Below are 19757 nucleotides of genomic sequence, written 5' to 3' on the forward strand. Positions count from 1 at the left end.
AGGAAAGCCCATTATATGAAGAAGAGATGGAGTGGTGAAGATGACGGTAAGACAAATGAAACTTGGGGCTTTTATCATGCTGCCCGGACATCACGTGGCGAGCTGGAGACATCCTGATTCCGGAGCAGACCGCACCTTTGATCTGGCCTATTTGACGGAGATCGCCAAGACGGCGGAACGGGCCAAGTTCGATATGATCTTTTTCGCGGACGGCTTTGGCTCCAGTCTGAATGAGCATTCCAGCTCCGCGCTTAAGCTGGATCCGGTTATTCTGATCTCTGCGCTTGCAGCCGTAACGGAGAAAATCGGGTTAGCAGCTACCTTAACGACCACTTATAACGAGCCCTTCCATGTCGCGCGCAAGTTTGGTTCGATCAACCACTTGTCTGGCGGCCGCGCTGCCTGGAATGTCGTAACCTCCGCTAACGACAAAGAATCCTTTCTCTTCGGCAAGGATAAGCATCTTGAGCATGCGAGCCGGTATGAGCGGGCCGAGGAATTTGTTGAGCTTGTCCAAAAGCTGTGGCAATCCATTGAAGCCGATGCGATTGTTATCGACAAGGAGCAAGGACGTTTTCTGGATGTTGATAAAGTGCATCCTGTCGACCATGACGGAAAATGGTTCAAAGCAACGGGTACGCTAGATAATCCGTCCAATCCGAATGGAAATCCGGTTATCGTGCAGGCAGGCTCTTCCGAGTCCGGCAAGGAACTGGCGGCCAAGACAGCCGAGGTTATATTTACGGCTTGGCAGACGCTGGAGGAGGCGCAAGCTTTTTACCGGGACGTGAAAGGGCGGCTGGCCAAATATGGACGGGAAGAGAATGAGCTGAAAATTATGCCGGGCGTCTTCATTACGGTCGCCAAGACCGAAGAGGAAGCGCTGGCGAAGCAGAAGGAGCTCAACAGCTACATTTTGCCGGAAGTTGGTCTGGCTTATCTGTCCGCATTCACTAATACAGATTTGTCCGGCTATGATGTCGATGAACCGCTGCCCGAATTCGGCGTGATTGAAGATAAGACCAATCCGCGCATCCGGTACAATATTATCCGGGATATTGCAAGGCGCGAGAATTTAACTTCGATCCGCGCCGTCTATGAACGGATTGCAGGCGCTCGCGGACACCGCGAAATCGTTGGAACGCCTTCGCAAATTGCCGATCAGCTGGAGGAATGGTTCCTGAATGAAGGAGCGGACGGCTTCAATATAATGTCGCCGTATTTCCCGGGCGGATTCGAAGATGTTATCGAGCTTGTCGTTCCCGAGCTGCAGCGGCGGGGACTGTTCCGTACCGAATACGAGAGCAGCATCCTGCGCGGGAACCTAGGTCTGCCTCTTCCCGAGGCAAATGCAGAGAAGGGTAAAGCGGCAGTAAGCCGCTAAGGTTTAAGACTGTCGAGGAAAGTTGCTACAGTCTGAGGTTAAGGTCCCTTAGGGACCTTAACCCAATTCGCCCGGGCAAAAAGAAAGCCATTAAGCGTTTCTGCTATCTATAACCTGTCGTATCCGCTGGTTTGCCCGCCTCAATAACCTCAACCAGATAAGGCATGCAGTTAGGCTGTGAACCGTCCACATCCGTGAAGCCGTACACCTGCGCAAGCTGGCCGCTTGACAGGGATTGTCCATTCCAGCGGTTTACCTCCGGATCTCCTGCTAGAGCAGCGACGGCACGTCCCACATAGCGGGGGGATTCGGAAATAATGAAATGAGGATCCTCGGAAGCGCCTTCCCGCCAGTTCTCCTCCGTAACCTTAAAAATCTCCAGCATGAGTTCGGAACGAAGCCAGCCGGGCGTCAAGGAAACAGCCGTGCATGCGTGGGGCGTCACTTCTTGAGCCAGCGCCCAAGCCATGCGATTGATAGAATTTTTGACCAAATCGTAATACATCGATAATCTGTAATGATCCTGATTGTACTCGGCCGTTCCGTCGGTCATCTCGACAATCAGCCCGCTCTTGTTCTTAATGAGGAGAGGGAGAACGAAATGGCTCGTAATCAGATGGGTATCAATAGCGAGCCTTAGCATGCGCAGCCCCTTCTCCAGCGAATGCTCCCATACCGGAGTATTCCATTCCACGAGATTTTCGCCGCCCCATATATCATTGACCAGAATATCAAGCCGTCCATGCTCCTGTTCAATGCGGTTCGCCAATGCCTGCACCTGTTCGGGAATCAGATGATCCACCTGTACGGCAATTCCTTTCCCGCCCGCTTTCGTAACTAGCTCCGCTGTTTCCTCAATGGTTTCCGGCCGGTTGTATTCGGATACTTGCGCCCGAGTCGTGCGCCCCGTGACATACACCGTTGCGCCTGCCGCTCCCAGCTCAATGGCAATGCCACGCCCGGCTCCCCGCGTTCCTCCTGCTACCAGAGCGATTTTTCCATGTAAAGGTTTCATCTTGATTGCCTCCTAAAAAAGAATGGTTAAACGATTCTTGCTCCGTAAGCATTAGCTTATGGGTTGATTCTCTCCTCATTGTAAACTATAATGACGACATCTTTTGTCATATATAAAATAAGCCAAGGTGAATAGATATGAGGGCAGACCGTCTGCTTAGTATTATGATTTTGCTCCAGAATAATGAAATATTGACGACGAGGGAGCTTGCAAAAAGACTCGAGGTGTCGGACCGGACTATCCTTCGCGACATGGATGCGCTTAGCCTTTCCGGCATACCGGTGGTTGCCGACCGTGGGAAAACGGGCGGATGGAGGCTGATGGACCATTTCCGAAGTTATTTAAGCGGTCTGAAGTTGGAGGATACGAAGGCTTTGTTTATTCTTCCCGCCGAACAAATGCTGAAGGATCTAGGCGTGGAAATAAAGGGACTCGATATTCGTCAAAAGCTGCTGGCTTCCTTGCCCGATTCCTCCAAGAGCGAAGCGTTGCATTATATGGAGAAAGTCTATATGGATACCGGAACGTGGAAGCCTGCCGAGGAGAAGAATAATGCTTTGCTAACGATTCAAAAAGCGTTATGGGAGGATACCAGGCTCAACATGGCTTATCGGAAAGCCGATGGAACCAGCTCGGAAAGAACGGTAAGTCCCTTAGGGCTGGTGGCCAAGGGCAGCTCTTGGTATTTGGTTGCCATGAATGACGATGGTAATTTACGGAGTTTCAGGGTTTCGAGAATTACGAAGGCGGAAGCTACGGAGGAGTTATTTTCCCGGCCCGCCGAATTCGACCTCGCCGAATATTGGAAGCAAAGCAAGCTGGATTTTGCCGGATCGCTCCCTACGTTTGAGGTGAAGGTTCTCGTGCAGCCATCGATTATCGGACGTCTCACCTTCACGGACCGGTTTGTAGAGAAGGTCGATACGGCTGCACCGGCCGTAGACGGGAAGGTTCCCGTAACGCTTCGCTTCAACACGGAGCAGGAAGCCGTAGAATATGTGCTAGGTTTTGGAGGGGCCATGATGCTGGTGCAACCGGACTATTTAACCGAAAAAATCGTACAGCAAGCAAAGTCCGTCCTTGCCATGTACGAATAAAAAAACGCAACCAGAGCGGTTGCGTTTTTTCGTTGCATTTTATTTCCGTATCAGCTGCCACGTTTGAGCGGCGTTATTACAGCCCCGGAGACAACAGCCGGATTAGCCGGGAACAGGTCGAAGCAATCAAGCTCGCCATACCCGTCCCCTTTGGAGAAGCGGATTTTGTTCCAGCCTGCATTCAGCGTAAGGCGTGCGACCGAAGCCCCCCAGTTTTCCCAGCCTTTGTTCGTAATATATAAATTGCTGGAGCTTGTGTTGTTAACCGTCAGAACCAAATAGGACCAATCCAATCCCGTCGTCCCATTGCCGGTCCGCGCGGACATTACATAATCTCCCGCCGCCGCCGCATAGACGTCGAATTCCACATAACTGCTCGCCGTGTCGATATGGCCGGCTTTGCTTCCGCCCGAACCGTTAGGGCTCGAGGATGCGTAAGCTGCCCCTCCGAATACGCCTGTTTCGCCTTCATAACGGACGCGGCCCGTGTCTCCGGAAGGAATGGCGATCGGAGTATTTGGAGCTGCCGGAACTCCGAGATTTGGCGTATTGTCCGCGTTCCAGGTAAACTTCTGTGCACGGATCTCCCGATTCCAGCCCGCGCCGGAATACTTGGCCGTATGATAGACGATCCAATCCTCCGTACCGTCGGGCGATTTCGTGAAAGAATGATGACCGGGACCGTATAAGCCGTTGCCGGATTGGAAGATCGGCTGGTTCCGTTTGGTCCAGGACGACGCTTGCAGCAGGTTGCTGCTCGCATTGGCCGTAACAAGCCCTAAGCAATAACCGTCTGTCCAGCTTCCGCTGGCCGAGTAGACGAGACTGATGACGCCGTTATGGACGATGACTTGAGGGCCTTCGTTAACGGAGGGGGAGGTATTGGTCTCCCAGGAGTAAGTCGGATGAGCAATTTCAACCCGGGCCGAGTCGATTGTCCACGGATTGCTCATATGGGCAATGTAGAGCTTCTGCGAGACATTTGTTGTGCCTTCCCAGCCGGACCATATGAAATACAGATTATTATTTACCTGCAGCACGGTTCCGTCGATCGCCCAACGGTTTGCGGAGTCGGTGATTTGACCCTTGTTCACCCATGTACCCGTCATCGGATCGGCGGAGGTATTCTCCAAGACGTACATTCGGTGATTATCGTTGTTGCCGTCATCCTTGGCGTAATAGATATACCAGGCGCCGTTGATGTAATGAATTTCGGGAGCCCAGACATTGCAGCAGCCGGTAGAGATCACTCTTTTGGTGCCGGCGTCTACGCCGGTAAGCGAGCTGGATTTCCAGATCGTCACGTCGCCGCCCGTTGTTTTCGTGAAGTAATAGAAGCCGTCGGTATGCTTGTAGATCCACGGGTCTGCTCCGTCCTGGAATATGACGTTGTAAAAATTGCCGCTTTGCGTAGAGGGAGTTGCGTTTGCGGCACTGGGGAGAACAAGCAGCAACAGCAGGAATAAAACCAAGCCTTTGACACCGCTTACAAAAAACTTCGAATTCATTAATACACCAGCCCTTCGCTTTGAATGTGCATTCGTGTATAGTTAATCATTTCCAGAAGGCGGGAAACAGGACATGATTATAGATCGTACGGACATTTTTTTAGCCGGTGAAAAAAAGGAAGAGACTCGAGGCACTTGAAGGGTAATGAAAGAGCGAAAAGCAAATTAAACAGCCTGCCCGAGATTCTCAGGCAGGCTGATTAATTTATATAAGAAAGAATTAGTTCACCCGAAGATCGTAACGATCCGCGTTCATGACTTTTGCCCAAGCGGCAGCAAAGTCGCGTACAAACTTCTCTTGGTTGTCGTCTTGCGCATATAATTCGGCAATCGCGCGAAGGATGGAGTTCGAGCCAAATACGAGATCCACTCGCGTTGCGGTACGGTCTACCCGGCCAGTCGCCTTGTTGCGGCCGTAATACACGCCGCCATCTCTTGGCTCCCAGGCAATGTTCATGTCCAGCAGCTTCACGAAGAAGTCGTTGGTAAGCGTGCCGACGCGATCGGTAAATACGCCATGCTGAGTGCCGCCGTGGTTGGTACCCAACACGCGAAGGCCGCCTACAAGGGCCGTCATCTCCGGAGCAGTCAGGTTCAGCAGCTGAGCTTTGTCTACCAGAAGCTCTTCCGCGGATACGCTGTACGTCTTCTTCAGGTAGTTGCGGAAGCCATCGGCAACCGGCTCGAGAACCGCGAAGCTCTTTTCATCGGTTTGCTCCTGCGTGGCATCGCCGCGGCCAGGGGAGAACGGAACCGTAATGTTAAAGCCTGCCTCCTGCGCGGCTTTTTCGACTGCTGCGCTGCCGCCAAGCACGATCAGGTCGGCGATGCTTACCTTCTTATCGGAATCCTCTTGAATCCCTTCGAGGATCGTAATAACCTTTGTAAGCTGCTGCGGCTGATTGACTTCCCAATCCTGCTGCGGAGAAAGGCGGATACGGGCTCCGTTGGCACCGCCGCGCATGTCCGAAATACGGAAGGTGCTGGCTGACGCCCATGCTGTAGTGACCAGCTCGCTGACGTTCAGACCGGAGTCTAGAATTTTTGTTTTCAGCTCGGCAATCTCTTCATCGGACAAGGTATAATCAACCGCTGGAACAACATCCTGCCAGATGAGCTCTTCAGCCGGAACTTCAGGTCCGAGATATCTGTCGCGAGGTCCCATGTCGCGGTGAGTCAGCTTGAACCAAGCACGGGCAAAAGCGTCCGCGAACTCTTCCGGATTCTGGTGGAAACGGCGGGAGATTTGTTCGTATTCGGGATCAATGCGCAAAGCCATATCGGCCGTAGTCATCATGGTTCGAACACGGACGGAGGCGTCTTCTGCGTCCGGCGCAAGATGATTCTCGTCAGGGTTAATCGCAACCCAGATATGAGCGCCTGCAGGGCTCTTCGACAGCTCCCATTCGTAACCGAACAGCATATCGAAAAAGCCGTTATCCCACTCAGTTGGATTTGGCGTCCATGCGCCTTCAACGCCGCTTGTGATAGCGTCGCGGCCTTTGCCGGAACCATGCGTGCTCAGCCAGCCAAGACCTTGCGCTTCGAGAGGGGCTGCCTCAGGGTCGGGACCAACAAGAGAAGCGTCGCCTGCGCCGTGTGCCTTGCCAAAGGTATGTCCGCCGGCAACAAGCGCGACGGTTTCTTCATCGTTCATGCCCATGCGGGCAAACGTTTCGCGAATATCGCGGGCGCTTCCGGCAGGATCCGGATTTCCGTTAGGACCTTCGGGATTCACGTAGATGAGTCCCATTTGCACGGCGGCAAGCGGATTTTCCAGATCGCGATCGCCGGTGTAACGATTGTCGCCAAGCCATTCCTTTTCATTACCCCAGTAAATATCTTCTTCCGGGTGCCAGACGTCCGCGCGTCCGCCGCCAAATCCAAACGTTTTGCCTCCCATGGATTCAATTGCGACATTGCCTGTCAAAATCATCAGGTCCGCCCAGGAAATTTTATTGCCGTACTTTTGCTTGATTGGCCAGAGCAGACGGCGTGCCTTATCCAAGTTGCCGTTGTCCGGCCAGCTGTTAAGCGGAGCAAAGCGCTGCGTGCCGCTGCCGGCACCGCCGCGTCCGTCGCCTGTCCGGTATGTACCCGCGGAGTGCCAAGCCATGCGGATAAAGAACGGGCCGTAATGTCCGTAATCGGCCGGCCACCATTCTTGGCTGTCTGTCATCAAATTGCGAAGATCCTGTTTAAGAGCCTGGTAGTCAAGCTTCTTGAATTCTTCGGCATAATCAAAGTCTTCGCCCATAGGATTCGATTTTCTGTCATGCTGGTGCAGAATGTTAAGGTTCAGCTGATTAGGCCACCAATCTCTATTTGAAGTACCACTAGATTTAAAGCTTGTAGCGCTTCCATGCATCACCGGGCATTTACCTGCGTTAGGAACTGTAGCGTCCATCCAATCATCTCCTATTAGCTTTATTAAAGTAGCAAATGATAGAAAAAAAATTTGCACTTATCCTCTTTATAAAACGTTATCAAACCGAAATCAATCCAAGTTGTAAAAATTCATCCAATCTTCACGCAAATCTGATAATTTAATGGAATTAACGGGAATAGAGGGACAAATAGAGGATATGAAAGCTGCATGAAAAATAGAATATCGAAATGCGAAGGAGAGCGGGAGAGGTGCAGACGAACTATGAAAACGAAATTAATTTTCTGTCTTCCATAATAAAGAGTTGGCCTTTTTTTGCGCAAACGGCATGAAATCTAGAAATTGCTACAACTTTTGCTGTAGAAACGGTTTCGAATCGAGGTGAGCCATGCTACAATGTAGGCAAGTAAACCGCTTTACTCATTTAGGCTAATGATTGTGACAACGCTTACATGCAGAGTCGGGCGCGGCAGGAGGAAAAACATGCTCAAGCTGAACAACTGGTATATACGACTGCTCGTTTCCTATTTTCCGATCCTGGTGCTGACCGTATCCATGATTATTTTCTTGTCGTTTATCGCGGTTAATGAAATATCCCGGTCCGAGACGGCCAAGGCAGACCGCATTACGACCGGATATGTCGTAGACAGCGTGGAACGGTCAATTCATGAAGTGGAATTTAATGTGCTGGGGGAAGTCGAGTCGAACAAGAGCTATGCGGCTTATTTGAACGGTTCGTCCGAATCCACAACGATTAAATATAATGTGGTTCATAGCTTGCGGTCGCTGATTGAGGATAACGATCTGGTCGAATCGATTTATTTGTACAGGAAGTCGGATGATGTTGTGCTGACGTCCAGCGGCGAGACCGATTTGTCCGAATTCGGGGACAGGGATTTCCTGAGCAAGGCGGAGGGATCACGCGAATACAAGGGCTGGTCGGCAAGCCGCGAATTCAAGGAATATGACGGCTTGAAGCCGGTAAAGGTCATTTCGATGTACAAGGAGACGCCGCTGCCTTTTGGCAAGGACGGTATCCTCGTGATTAACATCAATCTTTACAATGTCGAGCAGATGATCGGAAGCATGACGAACCACCAAGTATCGTTCATGCGGATTACAGATGCGGCCAAGCAGCCCGTGTATCCGGGAGATAACGGTTCGGCTTCCGGCGGCAACGTGCTGACAACGATTGCCTCGCAGCCGCTTGGCTGGACCTTCGAGAGCGGTCTTCAAACCGGACATTTGATGAGCTGGGTATCGGTTGTTTCTTATGTATGGGTTATTATCGCTGTCCTGACCTTTGGGGTTGCCATTGTTTATATTATTTGGGTAACGCGGCGAAATTATAAGCCGATTAGATTAATGATGAACCGGATTCAAGCGCTGCACCTGCGGGGGAGCGACGGCACGGCGGTTAAACTCGATGATCTGACAATGATTGACCGCGCGCTCGAGAACCTTATCGTCCAATCCCGCGATCACGAGAAGGAACAGCGCGAAAGCGTTGTGCTTCAGCGCAGGCAGCTATTTAATGAGCTTATTAGCGGTCAACGCAGCGATCAGATGATGGAGCGTCTTCGCAGGCTGAATCTTCTGCCGGATAAGGGACGATTCGCGGTTATGGTCGTCAGGCTGAACAAGTACGAGGAATTCCAGGCGGATAATACGCTTCATGAGCAGAATGTATTAAAGTTCGCGCTTGGCAATGTGATGCAGGAGCTGGCGAATAACGAAGGCCTGCAAGGCTGGGGAGAATGGTCGGCATCCGACCGGATTACGTTCGTATTCGCATCCGGCGACGGAGCTGCCGATTCGGACGTGCTGACTCAGCTTCGCAACACGGCTGCAGTGGCCAGGGAATGGGTAGAGGGACATTTGCGTTTTAACCTATCTGTGGGCATTGGCTCCATCGTGAAAGACTGGAACGGAATCGGCGGCTCCTATCGCGATGCGTTAAACGGCATGGAATATCAATTCGCGATTGGCCGCGATGCCATTACGGTCAGCGGGGATATCCCTCAGGATCAACCGCGCGGCATGTTCAATTACACGCAGCAGTGTACCAATTGCGTACAGGAATTCCGGCTGACCAATGAAAGCTGGCGGGATACGTTCGAGCAGCTGTTCAAGCATTTCGAGACCGATGTGATGAAAGACGAAGATATATTATCGTTAGTCCAGCTTTTCCTGCAGATGCTCAGCCGCGAGCTGAAGGAGCTGTCGGAGACGTTGAACGAATGCTTGGACGAGGCACGGATTTCGGAGGTGCTGGCAGGTTTAAGAGGGGCGGCATCGCTTGGCGAGATGAAAGAACAGCTGTCGGATTATTTGGTACAAGTCTATGATACGTATGTTGCGATGAGCCAGACCAAAGGCTATAAGACGATGATCACCGAGATTAGAGCATATATCCAAGAGAATTTCGCCGATCCGGATTTGTCCCTTAAGCACTTAAGCGACAAGTTCGAAATATCCGGCAAATACGCCAGCCATTTGTTCAAGCTGGAGTACGATATGAAATTTGTCGATTTTCTCGTGCAGCTTCGGATGCAGCAGGCGGAGCGTCTGCTCGCCGAAACGGATGAGACGGTACAAAATATTGCTCTTCAGGTTGGTTATGCTAACTCTATAACGTTCGGACGGGTGTTCAAACGGTTAACCGGTGTAACGCCAGGCGAGTTCCGCAAGCTGAAGATGCGTCCTTCCACAACTCTTAGCGGCGCAAAGGGTAATCGTGATGAGACCGTCGCGGATGATGAGGCTAACGATTAATTAATAAAGACAGCGGCGTTCCGGATAAAGAGAGCTATCCGGAACAGCCGTTGTTTTCTTTTTCTAACGCAAAGTTTATCGCGGGAAACGGCTTTATTACGGGCTTTTCGCGATACGGTTTATGTCGGGAAAATGATTTATTCCAGGCTTCGAAAGCCTTACAGGGCAAGGCATTGGCGGAATGGTTTGCATCGCCGAAACTGGTTTATTGTCACTTTCCCGCAGTCCGTGCCATACTGAGGGCACTTCCCAAACACGGGCCGCAAGCGATGCATGTAAGCGTGTTCAATAAATGACGCCCGGTGCAGGAAGCAAATCGAAAAGGGATGAAAGAGGGGTTGGATTCGAATGAAGCAAAGCAGAAAAGGTAGAAAGACAGCCAGCACTCTATTAACGGCTACGCTCGTAGGCACGATGCTGCTCAGCGCATGCAGCAGTAACGGCGGCAACGAGAAAGCCAATGAATCAACCGGAGGCGACAAGGCTTCCAGCGGCAAAGCTTCCACGCTTAAGGTTGAAGTATTCGACCGCGGCAATTCTCCTGCAGGCTCTACGATTACGAACAACTACTTGACGAAGTTTGTGCAGGACAAATTCGGTACTCCAAACAACATCAATGTACAATTCGTACCGATTCCACGCTCGGAAGAGGTTCAGAAGCTGAACGTTCTGATGGCTAGCGGCAGCGACGTTCCGGATATCGTGTTTACGTATGATTCGGGAACGTTCTACCGTTACGCGCAGCAAGGCGGCCTGACGGATCTGGGCGAACTGCTTGATCAATACGGTCCTAACCTGAAGAAATTCCTTGGCGATGAAACGCTTGCTTACGGCCAATACAACGGCAAGCAATTCGCGTTCCCGGCCAAACGCTCGCATCTTGGCAAATACTCGTCGTTTATCCGCCAGGATTGGCTCGACAAGCTGAATCTCCCGGTTCCGACAACAACAGATGAACTTTACAACACCTTGAAAGCGTTTAAGGAAAAAGATCCGGGTCAAACCGGCGGCAAGGTCATTCCGCTTGGCATGGCGCTTGCACCGGCCCAATTCGAGCCATTGATCTGGTCCTTTATCCAGCCAGTGACGGAGGAACAAAGATACACCTTAACGCAACAGCTTGGTTCTAATGATTATCCGGTGCTGCTGCCAGGCTTCAAGGATGCCCTGCAGTTCATGAACAAGCTCTACAACGAAGGTCTTATGAGCGCTGATTTCAGTCTGGACGAGGATAAGAAGAAGCTCGGAGAGGATGCGGCAAAAGGTTTAATCGGTTTCTACAGCGAGGATGACATGAATCCTTTCTATGCGGACGGCACGTACGCAACGCTCCAGAAAAATATTCCTGATGCAAAGCTGTCGGCAATTGATGTCTACACCAACTCGGAAGGCAAGCATCCGAAACCGGAATATGCGCCAATCGGCATGTATTTAATGATTCCTAAGAGCAGCAAGAATGCAGTAGAAGCAGTTAAGTATCTGGACTGGATGGCTTCGGAGGGCAACCTGTTTGACATGCAGAATGGCGTCGAAGGCGAGAATTATACTCTTCAGAACGGCGTTCCCATTGTAAAGACAGATGCATCGGATGATGTGAAAAACCGCATTTACAACTGGGGAGATATGGCGATTATCTCGAACGGGAAGCAACTCGGCGATGCGGACAAGAACGTAGAGGCTTACGTATACGGTATGCCTGAGGTTTACCAGGATGAGACGCGCAAAGCGCTCAGCATCTCAAGATCCGACACCATCAAGCCTGTTCTGTTCGACCATCCGATTGAAGCGCAGGCGAAATACGGCACGGCTTTACGCGATAAGCTCAATGAAATCATTGTAAAGACAACAATGGCGAAACCGGACCAATTCGAGAGTACTTATAATTCCGTGATGAAGGATTATATGGCAAACGGCGGTCAAGCGATTTTGGATGAACGCACAAAAGCTTACGAGGCAATGAAATAGAGGCAGATCCTACAATATAAAAGCTTGGAGACGACGAGCGTGCATAAGGCTCTCGTCTCCCGGCACATCGTAAGCGGACAGGGGTGGATGGCATTGAAAGGACTCTCGTATTTACGCAGATATTGGCAATTATATGCTCTACTGATTCTACCGGTAAGTTACTTTGTTATTTTCAAATACGGTCCGATGTACGGTATTCTGATCGCGTTTAAAGACTTCAATTTCTTCCAGGGCATTAACGGCAGCGAATGGATCGGCTTAGACGGATTCAGGGAAGTGTTCGCGATGCCGGACTTTTACAAGGTTTTGCGCAATACGCTGATGCTTAATTTCTTGGACCTCATTGTATCGTTCCCGGCTCCACTCTTTCTGGCCATAATGCTCTATGAGCTGAAAATAGGTTGGTTCAAAAAGCTGTCGCAAACGATTTTGTATATTCCGCATTTTATTTCCTGGGTCATAATCGGCGGTATCGTGCTGCAGGTATTTGGCACGCAGTCCGGCATGATCAACAACATTATTACGTCGCTTGGTTTTGATGCCATTCCGTTTCTGACGGATAAGAAGGATTGGCTTGTTACTTACTTGGCCGTTGGCGTCTGGCAAAGTGCCGGATGGGGCACGATTATTTACCTGGCTGCTCTTACGGGTATTAACAGGGAATTGTTCGAAGCAGCAGACGTGGACGGCGCGGGCCGTCTGAGAAAGATCTGGAACATTACGCTTCCATCGCTGAAACCCACGATCGTCACTCTCCTGATTATCAACCTGGGGCATATGATTGCGATCGGATTTGAACGTCCTTACATTATCGGCAATACCGCCGTTCGGGATTATGCGGATGTGCTCAGCACCTTCGTGTACCGTATCGGCATTGAATCCGGACAATATACGATTGCTACCGTAGTTGGTTTATTCCAGGCTCTTGTTGGACTCGTCTTCGTGCTTGGCGCGAACTATGCCTCCAAAAAATTGGCGGATACAAGTATTCTGTAATCTATGCTATCGAAAACGGGAAAGGAGCGGTAAGACATGAGAGATCGAAACGCCAGCCGGTCATTTGACGTGATTAACACTCTTGCGATACTTCTATTCGTGCTGATATGTCTGGCTCCGTTTATTCATATAATTGCGATTTCCTTAAGCTCGTCGCGCGCTATTATGTCAGGCGATGTCAGTATTTATCCGGTGGAAATCAATTGGGGTGCTTACAAGCAGGTAGTTACGGACATGTCGATGATCCGTTCACTCGGCTTTACGATTTTGCTGACGGTTTTGTTCACCGTGTTGTGCATGGTGATGTCGATTGCGGCAGCGTACCCGCTGGCCAAAACCAAATTAAAAGGCCGCAAGGTTGTCATGTTTATTATCATCATCACGATGTTTTTCAGCGGCGGCATTATTCCGGAATACATGCTCGTGCGCAATCTGCACCTGCTCGACTCGATTTGGGCGCTTGTGCTGCCGGGACTAATCAGCCCGTTTTATCTGATTATTCTGATTACATTCATTCAAAATATTCCCGATTCGCTTGAAGAATCGGCGGAGATCGACGGCAGCTCGTATTTCCGTACGTTAATGAGCATTATCGTGCCGCTGTCGATGCCGGTTATCGCTACGCTAAGCTTGTTCTACGCGGTAGGCCGTTGGAACGGCTTTACCGATACGCTGATGTACATTACAAGCCCGGAGTTGTATCCGCTCCAATTAAAGCTGTACCAGCTCGTTCAAAACAACATGGTCACCGATTTGATCGCAGCGGAGGGCGCAAGCGGACGCCAAATGCTGCAGCCGGAAAGCCTGAAAGCGGCAAGCGTTATTTTCGCAACGGTACCGATCCTGATCGTGTATCCGTGGCTGCAGCGCTATTTCGTTAACGGCGTTATGCTTGGCGCGGTTAAGGGTTAACCAAAGAGGCGGCAACGGCCGCTATATATCTGGAGGATTAAAGACATGGGGAAGGACAAAGGACAATATTCGTTCTCAACCTGCTGGAATATTAAAAGGCATCAAACGGGCAGCGGCATGATCGAAGAGATCCGGGAGCTTGGCTTCCGTTATGTCGAGCTGAACTATAACGTGACAAATGAACTGCTGTCGACGATAGAACCGATGATTGAACGGGGAGAAATCGGGGTGTCGAGCGTGCATAATACGTTCCCGCATGTGGCGGATCCCGATTACGGAACCGATTCGGTCCTGCTTGGCTTTGGCGACGAAGAGAAGCGTCAGCGTTCGATTGAGCTGCTGCTCCGCTCTGCCGAATATGCGAACCGTTATGGCGCGAAGGCGGTTGTGGTCCATCCGGGAGAGGTTCCGTTCGACTATAACATCGATCAGGAGCTCAAAAAGATCTACAACGAGGAAGGTCCCGAATCTCCGGCTTACGGCAAGCTGTGGAGCGAAATGATCGAACGACGGGAATCGGCAGCGGGCCATTATTTAAGCCGGATTGGCGACAGTCTCGAGGAAGCATGCGACCGGATCGAGGCCAAAGGCTTAAACGTATCCATCGGCATCGAAACGCGCTCGCGCTGCTATCAAATGCCGACGTTAAGAGAAGCAAAGACGGTCTTCGACCGGTTGAAGGGCGCCCGGGTCGGGTTATGGTACGATTTTGGCCATGGCATGATGATGGAACGGATGGGGCTGTACGATAACGCCCGCGACATGGAAGCGATTAAGGATCATGTCGTAGGCATTCATATTCACGAGACGGTGGGCTTGTCGGATCATTGGTGCCCTTACGTGCATAGCGGCGACATGAATTATTTTGACCGCTTCCTCCCGATTATCGCCGCCGCTCCCGTCAAGGTATACGAGCTGAAGGCGGCTTGCACGCCGGAAGAAATCGAGCTTAGCCATGACCGGCTGCTCGGGAAGCTTGCGGCATTCGGAGGCTAGATCATGGATATCCGCCAATTGGCAGCATACGCGCCGCGGTTATATTTCGATAAACAGGAACCCTTTTACCCGGTACGGGTTGGGGTTTCTGTTCTTCATCGGGGAGAGAATTCCCCTTCCTTTCCGCGCAGGTTCGAGCATCTCGCTGACGGCATTGATTACGTGATTGAATTTGCTATTTATTGGGATTATGACATTCAGCATTTGTATGAGCTCGAGCATGTGTGGATTTACGTCGATTGGAACGGTGGAGTAGCGGATGCCGAAGCCAGCTTTCACGGCAAGTACTTAAAGGCCTTGCTGCCGGACCGCTCGAACCTCGCGGGAAAGACGGTAAGCGTCTATTCCCAGCCGGGGAAGCATGCTTTCTCCCCGCTGCCCGTCTTGTTCGAACTGCTGCCCAACGCAAGAACGGTAACGGAGCAAGAGGCCGGCTGGGATGGCTTGACCTTGCCGGAATGGTTTAAGGCAAAGGGACAATACGATGACAAGACGAGCGAGCTGGTCCGCGCCTATCAGCAGATCTATCACCGCTTTACGCCTTCCTTCGAATTTGTCCCTTACGAGCTAGCGGAGCAGGAAAATCTGTTTGTTCCATGGAAATCGCTGTACGAGGAAATACCGGATAGGATCGAAGCGGAATTGGCAACGATCAGACATACACTTGCCGGCTTGAAGGAGCCCTTGGAAGGATGATTACGATGTACGAGAAGCTTGTGGCCGTTAACGATGATTGGGTTTCGCGAGGCTTGGATAATCAAATAAACGACAATCAAAGCCGTTTTGATGGCGGGGTAGCGGATCCGGACAGCGGAATTCCGTTTGCTACCCATACCGGCACGTTAGCCGTAATGGCTGTTTGGGGCTGTGCGCTCGTTAATTCGGATTCCCGATACTATCATGACGAGTTGCTGCTGGCCAGCCTGGATCGGGCGGCGGCTTTTATTGTCCGCCAGCAGCATGCCGACGGCACGATCTCCCCGGGCTGGACGAATATGCATTCGCCGCCGGACACGGCGTTTGCCGTTGTTGGGCTTGCCCAGCTTTACGAGCTGCTCGACATGCATGATTGGGCGGCTTTGGAATCCGTATGCCGGAATATTAGGCGGTTCTTGGAACAATCGGTTCCGGCAATGCTTACCGGAGGCTGCCATACCCCGAATCACCGCTGGGTGCTGACGGCTGCTCTTGGCTTCCTGTACACGATTACCGGCAATGAGGCTTTGATTGCCCGCGCCGAAGCCTGGCTCGCGGAAGGGATCGATTGTACGGAGGACGGCGAATGGACGGAACGAAGCAACGGGATATACAACGGCGTCAGCGACGTAATGCTGTACCATACCGCCGAGCTGCTTGGCCATCCCGAGCTTCTGGAGCCGGTTCGCCGTAATTTGCGGATGATGGCCTACCTGATTCATCCGGACGGGGAAGTCGTAACGGATTATTCCGGCCGGCAGGACTTCGGCCATAAATACGATATGTCCGGTTATTTGTTCGTATCCTGTCTGATGGCCGAATACGACAAGGATCCGTTGTTCGCCGCGCTTGCCAAGCTGGGCGCGGAGTCGTCTACCCATCCGGGCGCGATTCCTAATAACGCTTTGCTGGGCCTCCTGCTGCATCCGGAGCTGCGCGATTCTTCGGTTGAGGCAGGCCATCTGCCGGAGTCCTACAAGGTTGTCATTAACGGGCAATTCGACAGGAAGCATTATTTAGGCCGGATGGAGACGGCCGGACATGGCGGCAAAATCTATCACAGCCGGCTTCATCCGGAATTTGGCGCACCGGTCGCCCGGCAGCGGGATGGGCAAACCAGCGTGACGGTAATGGCGGAGACCAATTCCTTCTTTGCGCTGCGCCACGGAAAAGCTCAACTGCTTGGGGTGCAAGTAAGCAGCTCGTTTGAGCCGGGCTTTATCAAGATGAACGAGCTGGAGCAGCTCGAGAACGGCTATAAGCTAACAGGTTCGGAGGCAAAGGGCTATTATGGACCGATTGCCGCCGACAGATTGCCTGGATCGGCCGCCGAGCAAGTAAGCCCTTGGTATCTTTTGCCGCATCAGCTGCGCGAGGTCACTCACCTGCAGCAGCATCAGGTGCAGGTGGAGCTGACTGAAACCGTCGATGGCTGGCGACTTCGCGTAAGCTGCGACAAGCCGGATGTGCTGTTGACCCAGATTTCCTTTATCTTCGGGAAAGACGGAGAGTTTAGCGGAGGAGATCGGGCGCCTGCCGAGACCGGAACCGAATTTTGGAAAGAAGGCAACGTATCGTTCAAGGCTGGCGAAGATTGGATTGAGCTGGACGGAGGCGCCCATGAGCATCGGATGAAGTCGATTCGCGGAGCAGCCTATCCCGCTGACTGCCAGACGCTTGTGGTCAATGTGCTGACGCCGTATGACCGGACCTTTGATATTCGGCTGTCGCCTTCAAATGGCAGGGGGAGGAACGGGCAATGACCGTATATATAGAGCCTAGGGATAGTGCAAGATCTGCGTTTGGCGATGATGAACACCGCATTTTGGAGCTGCTGGCGAGCCGCTATGTCGGAGCGAATCCGTCCATTCCGTTTGCGTATCGCCCCTTTTCGAAACAAGGTATTTTGCAAAATGAAGAAGGTCTGTACGACATGGAGCTTGGCTCCAGATGGCCGCAGGCGGTAACCGGCGATTACGCTTACGTGTACGGGCTTGTATGGAGCGACAATGAACGCTCCATTGATTGCAATCTCGAGCCGATTGGCCCCATTCGACTATACATGAACGACCAGCTGCTGTTCCGTACTTCCGCCGTGGAAGAGATGAAGCCGGATGCCCGCGTCGTTGTTCCGATGCTGCTGGCGCAAGGCTGGAACCGGATTCTGATCGAGGCAAGACGGACCCCTGCGGGCTTTGGCTGCCGGTTTGGGGCGGATGAAGCGAAGGTGCGGATTCTGAACGTGCTTGCTCCATTCGCCGGACGGGACGGAAATGCGGGATGGGTATTCTCCGAGCCGGTGAAGAAGTCTTTGTACGGGGAACTAGGCTTCCCTAACGAACGTTTACCGGAAGAGGAGACCGGCATCCGCTGGCTTCCCCGAACGAAATGGCAGGAGGATGAAATGTCTCAGCCTAACCTAGAGCGCCTCTTCGGTACTCCGGAGACAACAGTGGCCGGTTACGGCTGGACCAAGCTTCCTTTCCTGTCGGGTACAGAATCGCTTGAGCTTGAAGGAAAGGTATTTGGGCCGGCATCGGTATGGCTGGACGGCAAGCTGGTGCTGAGCCTGGCCGAAGCGGGAGCATTCCGCGAAAGTCTGAAGCCGGAAGCCGGCAGCGGTCATCTGTTGATCCGTACGGAAAGCAGCAAGCATGGCTGGGGCTTTGAACTGAATGCTTCGTCTGATGGCAAGTCACTGGCCCTTCAGCAGCCCGTGCACATTCATGGCTATGACGGAGAGTGGATTTATGCCGGGCCTATTGCGGCAAATGCGGAGCTGGATGCTTCGGAAGTTGGCCGGCTGTCTGCCCTGCTGCCTGCCGTTCGTTTAGACGGTCAAGCCGCGGGCAGCACGTACTGGGAGCTGGATATGCCTAAGACCCGGCTTCGTCCTTATTATGAAAACGCGATGCTGAGCAACAAGTGGACGGTTGGCACGGCTACCAATTACGGGCGGTGGGACTATCCGCTTGGCGTTACGATGTACGGTTTGCTGCGCACGGCCCGGGAATTGAACCGGGAGGAATGGTCGCGTTACGCTTTGTCGCATATCCGCACCTGTACGGACATGTACGATTATTCCTTGTGGGACCGGCGGGAATACGGATTCCCGAGCGTCAATCATCAGCTGGTGCTGATGAAGATGCTGGATAATTGCGGCTCGTTCGGCTCGGCGATGCTGGAAGCTTATCTTCAGGAAGGAGACGATGTATTCCGCCGCATTGCGGATTCCATCGTCGACTTTATGCTGAAACGGCTGGAGCGGAGGGAAGACGGAGCTTTCTTCCGGCTCAGCGAAGGGGAATATTTCGATAAAACCATGTGGGCGGACGATCTGTACATGAGCGCGCCGTTTCTGACCCGTTATGCCGTCATTACCGGGGACCGGGAAGTACTGAACGAGGCAGCCCGGCAATTTTTGCTGTTCCGCCGTTACCTCTTTATAGAAGAAGAACGGATTATGTCGCATGTCTATGATTTCAAATACGGCCAGGCAACCAGAGTGCCTTGGGGACGGGGGAACGGATGGGTGCTGTTCTCGCTTTCCGAGCTGCTTGAACGTCTGCCGGAGGATCATTCGGACCGCGAGGCATTGCTCGATTTCTTCAAGGCGATGTGTGCCGGAGTTGCCGGCTTGCAGAGCGGCTCGGGCCTCTGGAGACAAGTTCTGAACCAGGCGGAAGCCTATGAGGAAGCCTCTTGTACCGCGATGTTCGCTTATGCCTTCTCCCGAGGTATTCGTTTCGGCTGGCTGAACAATAACGATGCCCATGATTACGCAGCCGCAGCAAGAAAAGCCTGGAAAGGTCTGACCGAGAAGGCCATCGACCGTTCGGGCAGCGTACACGGCGTATGCAGCGGCTCGCGATACTCCTTCTCGCCGGATTACTATATGTACGACCTGCGTACCGTCGTCAATGACAATCATGGCATTGGCATTATGATGCTTGCCGGAGTTGAAGTAAGCAAGCTTAACCGCGCAGGGAACAACTAACGGGTTCATGCGGCTTCGGAAGGAGGGGAT

Annotated in this window: 13 protein-coding genes; 10 read left to right on the forward strand and 3 right to left on the reverse strand. The window is 52.2% G+C overall.

Translation table 11 applies throughout. From position 1 onward, the window contains the following. The first annotated feature begins 40 nt into the window (after positions 1-40). Positions 41-1384, forward strand: a complete 1344-nt coding sequence (locus PJDR2_RS08870; RefSeq protein WP_015843329.1) for an LLM class flavin-dependent oxidoreductase — start codon at positions 41-43, stop codon at positions 1382-1384. A gap of 103 nt (positions 1385-1487) precedes the next feature. On the opposite strand, the gene PJDR2_RS08875 is transcribed toward PJDR2_RS08870, so the two are convergent. Then, positions 1488-2399: an SDR family oxidoreductase gene (locus tag PJDR2_RS08875; RefSeq protein WP_015843330.1), complete on the reverse strand. Its 912-nt coding sequence runs from the start codon at positions 2397-2399 to the stop codon at positions 1488-1490. A 137-nt stretch (positions 2400-2536) separates the two neighbouring features. Here PJDR2_RS08875 and PJDR2_RS08880 point away from each other — a divergent pair, with 137 nt between their 5' ends. Continuing rightward, positions 2537-3496 (forward strand): helix-turn-helix transcriptional regulator, encoded by a 960-nt coding sequence (locus PJDR2_RS08880; RefSeq protein WP_015843331.1) that lies wholly within the window; start codon positions 2537-2539, stop codon positions 3494-3496. Between the two features lie 50 nt (positions 3497-3546). Here PJDR2_RS08880 and PJDR2_RS08885 read toward each other — a convergent pair whose 3' ends face one another. Together PJDR2_RS08885 and katG are read right to left on the reverse strand one after the other, a co-directional pair. Then, positions 3547-5004, reverse strand: a complete 1458-nt coding sequence (locus PJDR2_RS08885; protein ID WP_015843332.1) for a family 43 glycosylhydrolase — start codon at positions 5002-5004, stop codon at positions 3547-3549. 220 nt (positions 5005-5224) lie between these two features. Next, entirely contained in the window at positions 5225-7411 is a 2187-nt protein-coding gene (gene katG, locus PJDR2_RS08890) for a catalase/peroxidase HPI (RefSeq protein ID WP_015843333.1), read from the reverse strand. 462 nt (positions 7412-7873) lie between these two features. Here katG and PJDR2_RS08895 point away from each other — a divergent pair, with 462 nt between their 5' ends. The 8 genes from PJDR2_RS08895 (at position 7874) to PJDR2_RS08930 (ending at position 19727) form a co-directional block, all read left to right on the forward strand. Then, on the forward strand, positions 7874-10165 hold the full coding sequence (locus PJDR2_RS08895) for a helix-turn-helix domain-containing protein (RefSeq protein ID WP_015843334.1): 2292 nt from the start codon (positions 7874-7876) through the stop codon (positions 10163-10165). Positions 10166-10513: 348 nt separating this feature from the next. Further along, positions 10514-12130: an extracellular solute-binding protein gene (locus PJDR2_RS08900; protein WP_015843335.1), complete on the forward strand. Its 1617-nt coding sequence runs from the start codon at positions 10514-10516 to the stop codon at positions 12128-12130. 93 nt (positions 12131-12223) lie between these two features. Then, entirely contained in the window at positions 12224-13126 is a 903-nt protein-coding gene (locus PJDR2_RS08905; RefSeq protein ID WP_041614151.1) for an ABC transporter permease, read from the forward strand. Positions 13127-13162: 36 nt separating this feature from the next. After that, the gene (locus PJDR2_RS08910; RefSeq protein ID WP_015843337.1) at positions 13163-14038 is read left to right on the forward strand and encodes a carbohydrate ABC transporter permease; all 876 of its coding nucleotides are present in this window, start codon (positions 13163-13165) and stop codon (positions 14036-14038) included. A gap of 45 nt (positions 14039-14083) precedes the next feature. Continuing rightward, the gene (locus tag PJDR2_RS08915) at positions 14084-15034 is read left to right on the forward strand and encodes a sugar phosphate isomerase/epimerase family protein (RefSeq protein ID WP_015843338.1); all 951 of its coding nucleotides are present in this window, start codon (positions 14084-14086) and stop codon (positions 15032-15034) included. 3 nt (positions 15035-15037) lie between these two features. After that, a complete protein-coding gene (locus PJDR2_RS08920) occupies positions 15038-15730 on the forward strand; it encodes a hypothetical protein (RefSeq protein ID WP_015843339.1) in 693 nt (230 codons plus the stop codon). Then, on the forward strand, positions 15727-17493 hold the full coding sequence (locus PJDR2_RS08925) for a hypothetical protein (RefSeq protein WP_015843340.1): 1767 nt from the start codon (positions 15727-15729) through the stop codon (positions 17491-17493). The genes PJDR2_RS08920 and PJDR2_RS08925 overlap by 4 nt, the downstream gene beginning before the upstream one ends. Continuing rightward, positions 17490-19727, forward strand: coding sequence for a glycoside hydrolase family 88/105 protein (locus PJDR2_RS08930; protein ID WP_015843341.1), 2238 nt, complete (start codon positions 17490-17492; stop codon positions 19725-19727). The genes PJDR2_RS08925 and PJDR2_RS08930 overlap by 4 nt, the downstream gene beginning before the upstream one ends. The last annotated feature ends 30 nt before the right edge of the window (positions 19728-19757 follow it).

It is taken from the genome of Paenibacillus sp. JDR-2 (assembly GCF_000023585.1).
In the GTDB taxonomy this organism is placed as follows: domain Bacteria; phylum Bacillota; class Bacilli; order Paenibacillales; family Paenibacillaceae; genus Pristimantibacillus.

Bases quoted from the DNA above. Each gene is read 5' to 3' on its own strand.
- PJDR2_RS08880 (WP_015843331.1), top strand. From the start codon at position 2,537: ATGAGGGCAGACCGTCTGCTTAGTATTATGATTTTGCTCCAGAATAAT.
- PJDR2_RS08925 (WP_015843340.1), top strand. From the start codon at position 15,727: ATGATTACGATGTACGAGAAGCTTGTGGCCGTTAACGATGATTGGGTT.
- PJDR2_RS08900 (WP_015843335.1), top strand. From the start codon at position 10,514: ATGAAGCAAAGCAGAAAAGGTAGAAAGACAGCCAGCACTCTATTAACG.
- PJDR2_RS08875 (WP_015843330.1), bottom strand. From the start codon at position 2,399: ATGAAACCTTTACATGGAAAAATCGCTCTGGTAGCAGGAGGAACGCGG.
- PJDR2_RS08885 (WP_015843332.1), bottom strand. From the start codon at position 5,004: ATGAATTCGAAGTTTTTTGTAAGCGGTGTCAAAGGCTTGGTTTTATTC.
- katG (WP_015843333.1), bottom strand. From the start codon at position 7,411: ATGGACGCTACAGTTCCTAACGCAGGTAAATGCCCGGTGATGCATGGA.
- PJDR2_RS08915 (WP_015843338.1), top strand. From the start codon at position 14,084: ATGGGGAAGGACAAAGGACAATATTCGTTCTCAACCTGCTGGAATATT.
- PJDR2_RS08910 (WP_015843337.1), top strand. From the start codon at position 13,163: ATGAGAGATCGAAACGCCAGCCGGTCATTTGACGTGATTAACACTCTT.
- PJDR2_RS08930 (WP_015843341.1), top strand. From the start codon at position 17,490: ATGACCGTATATATAGAGCCTAGGGATAGTGCAAGATCTGCGTTTGGC.
- PJDR2_RS08920 (WP_015843339.1), top strand. From the start codon at position 15,038: ATGGATATCCGCCAATTGGCAGCATACGCGCCGCGGTTATATTTCGAT.
- PJDR2_RS08870 (WP_015843329.1), top strand. From the start codon at position 41: ATGACGGTAAGACAAATGAAACTTGGGGCTTTTATCATGCTGCCCGGA.
- PJDR2_RS08895 (WP_015843334.1), top strand. From the start codon at position 7,874: ATGCTCAAGCTGAACAACTGGTATATACGACTGCTCGTTTCCTATTTT.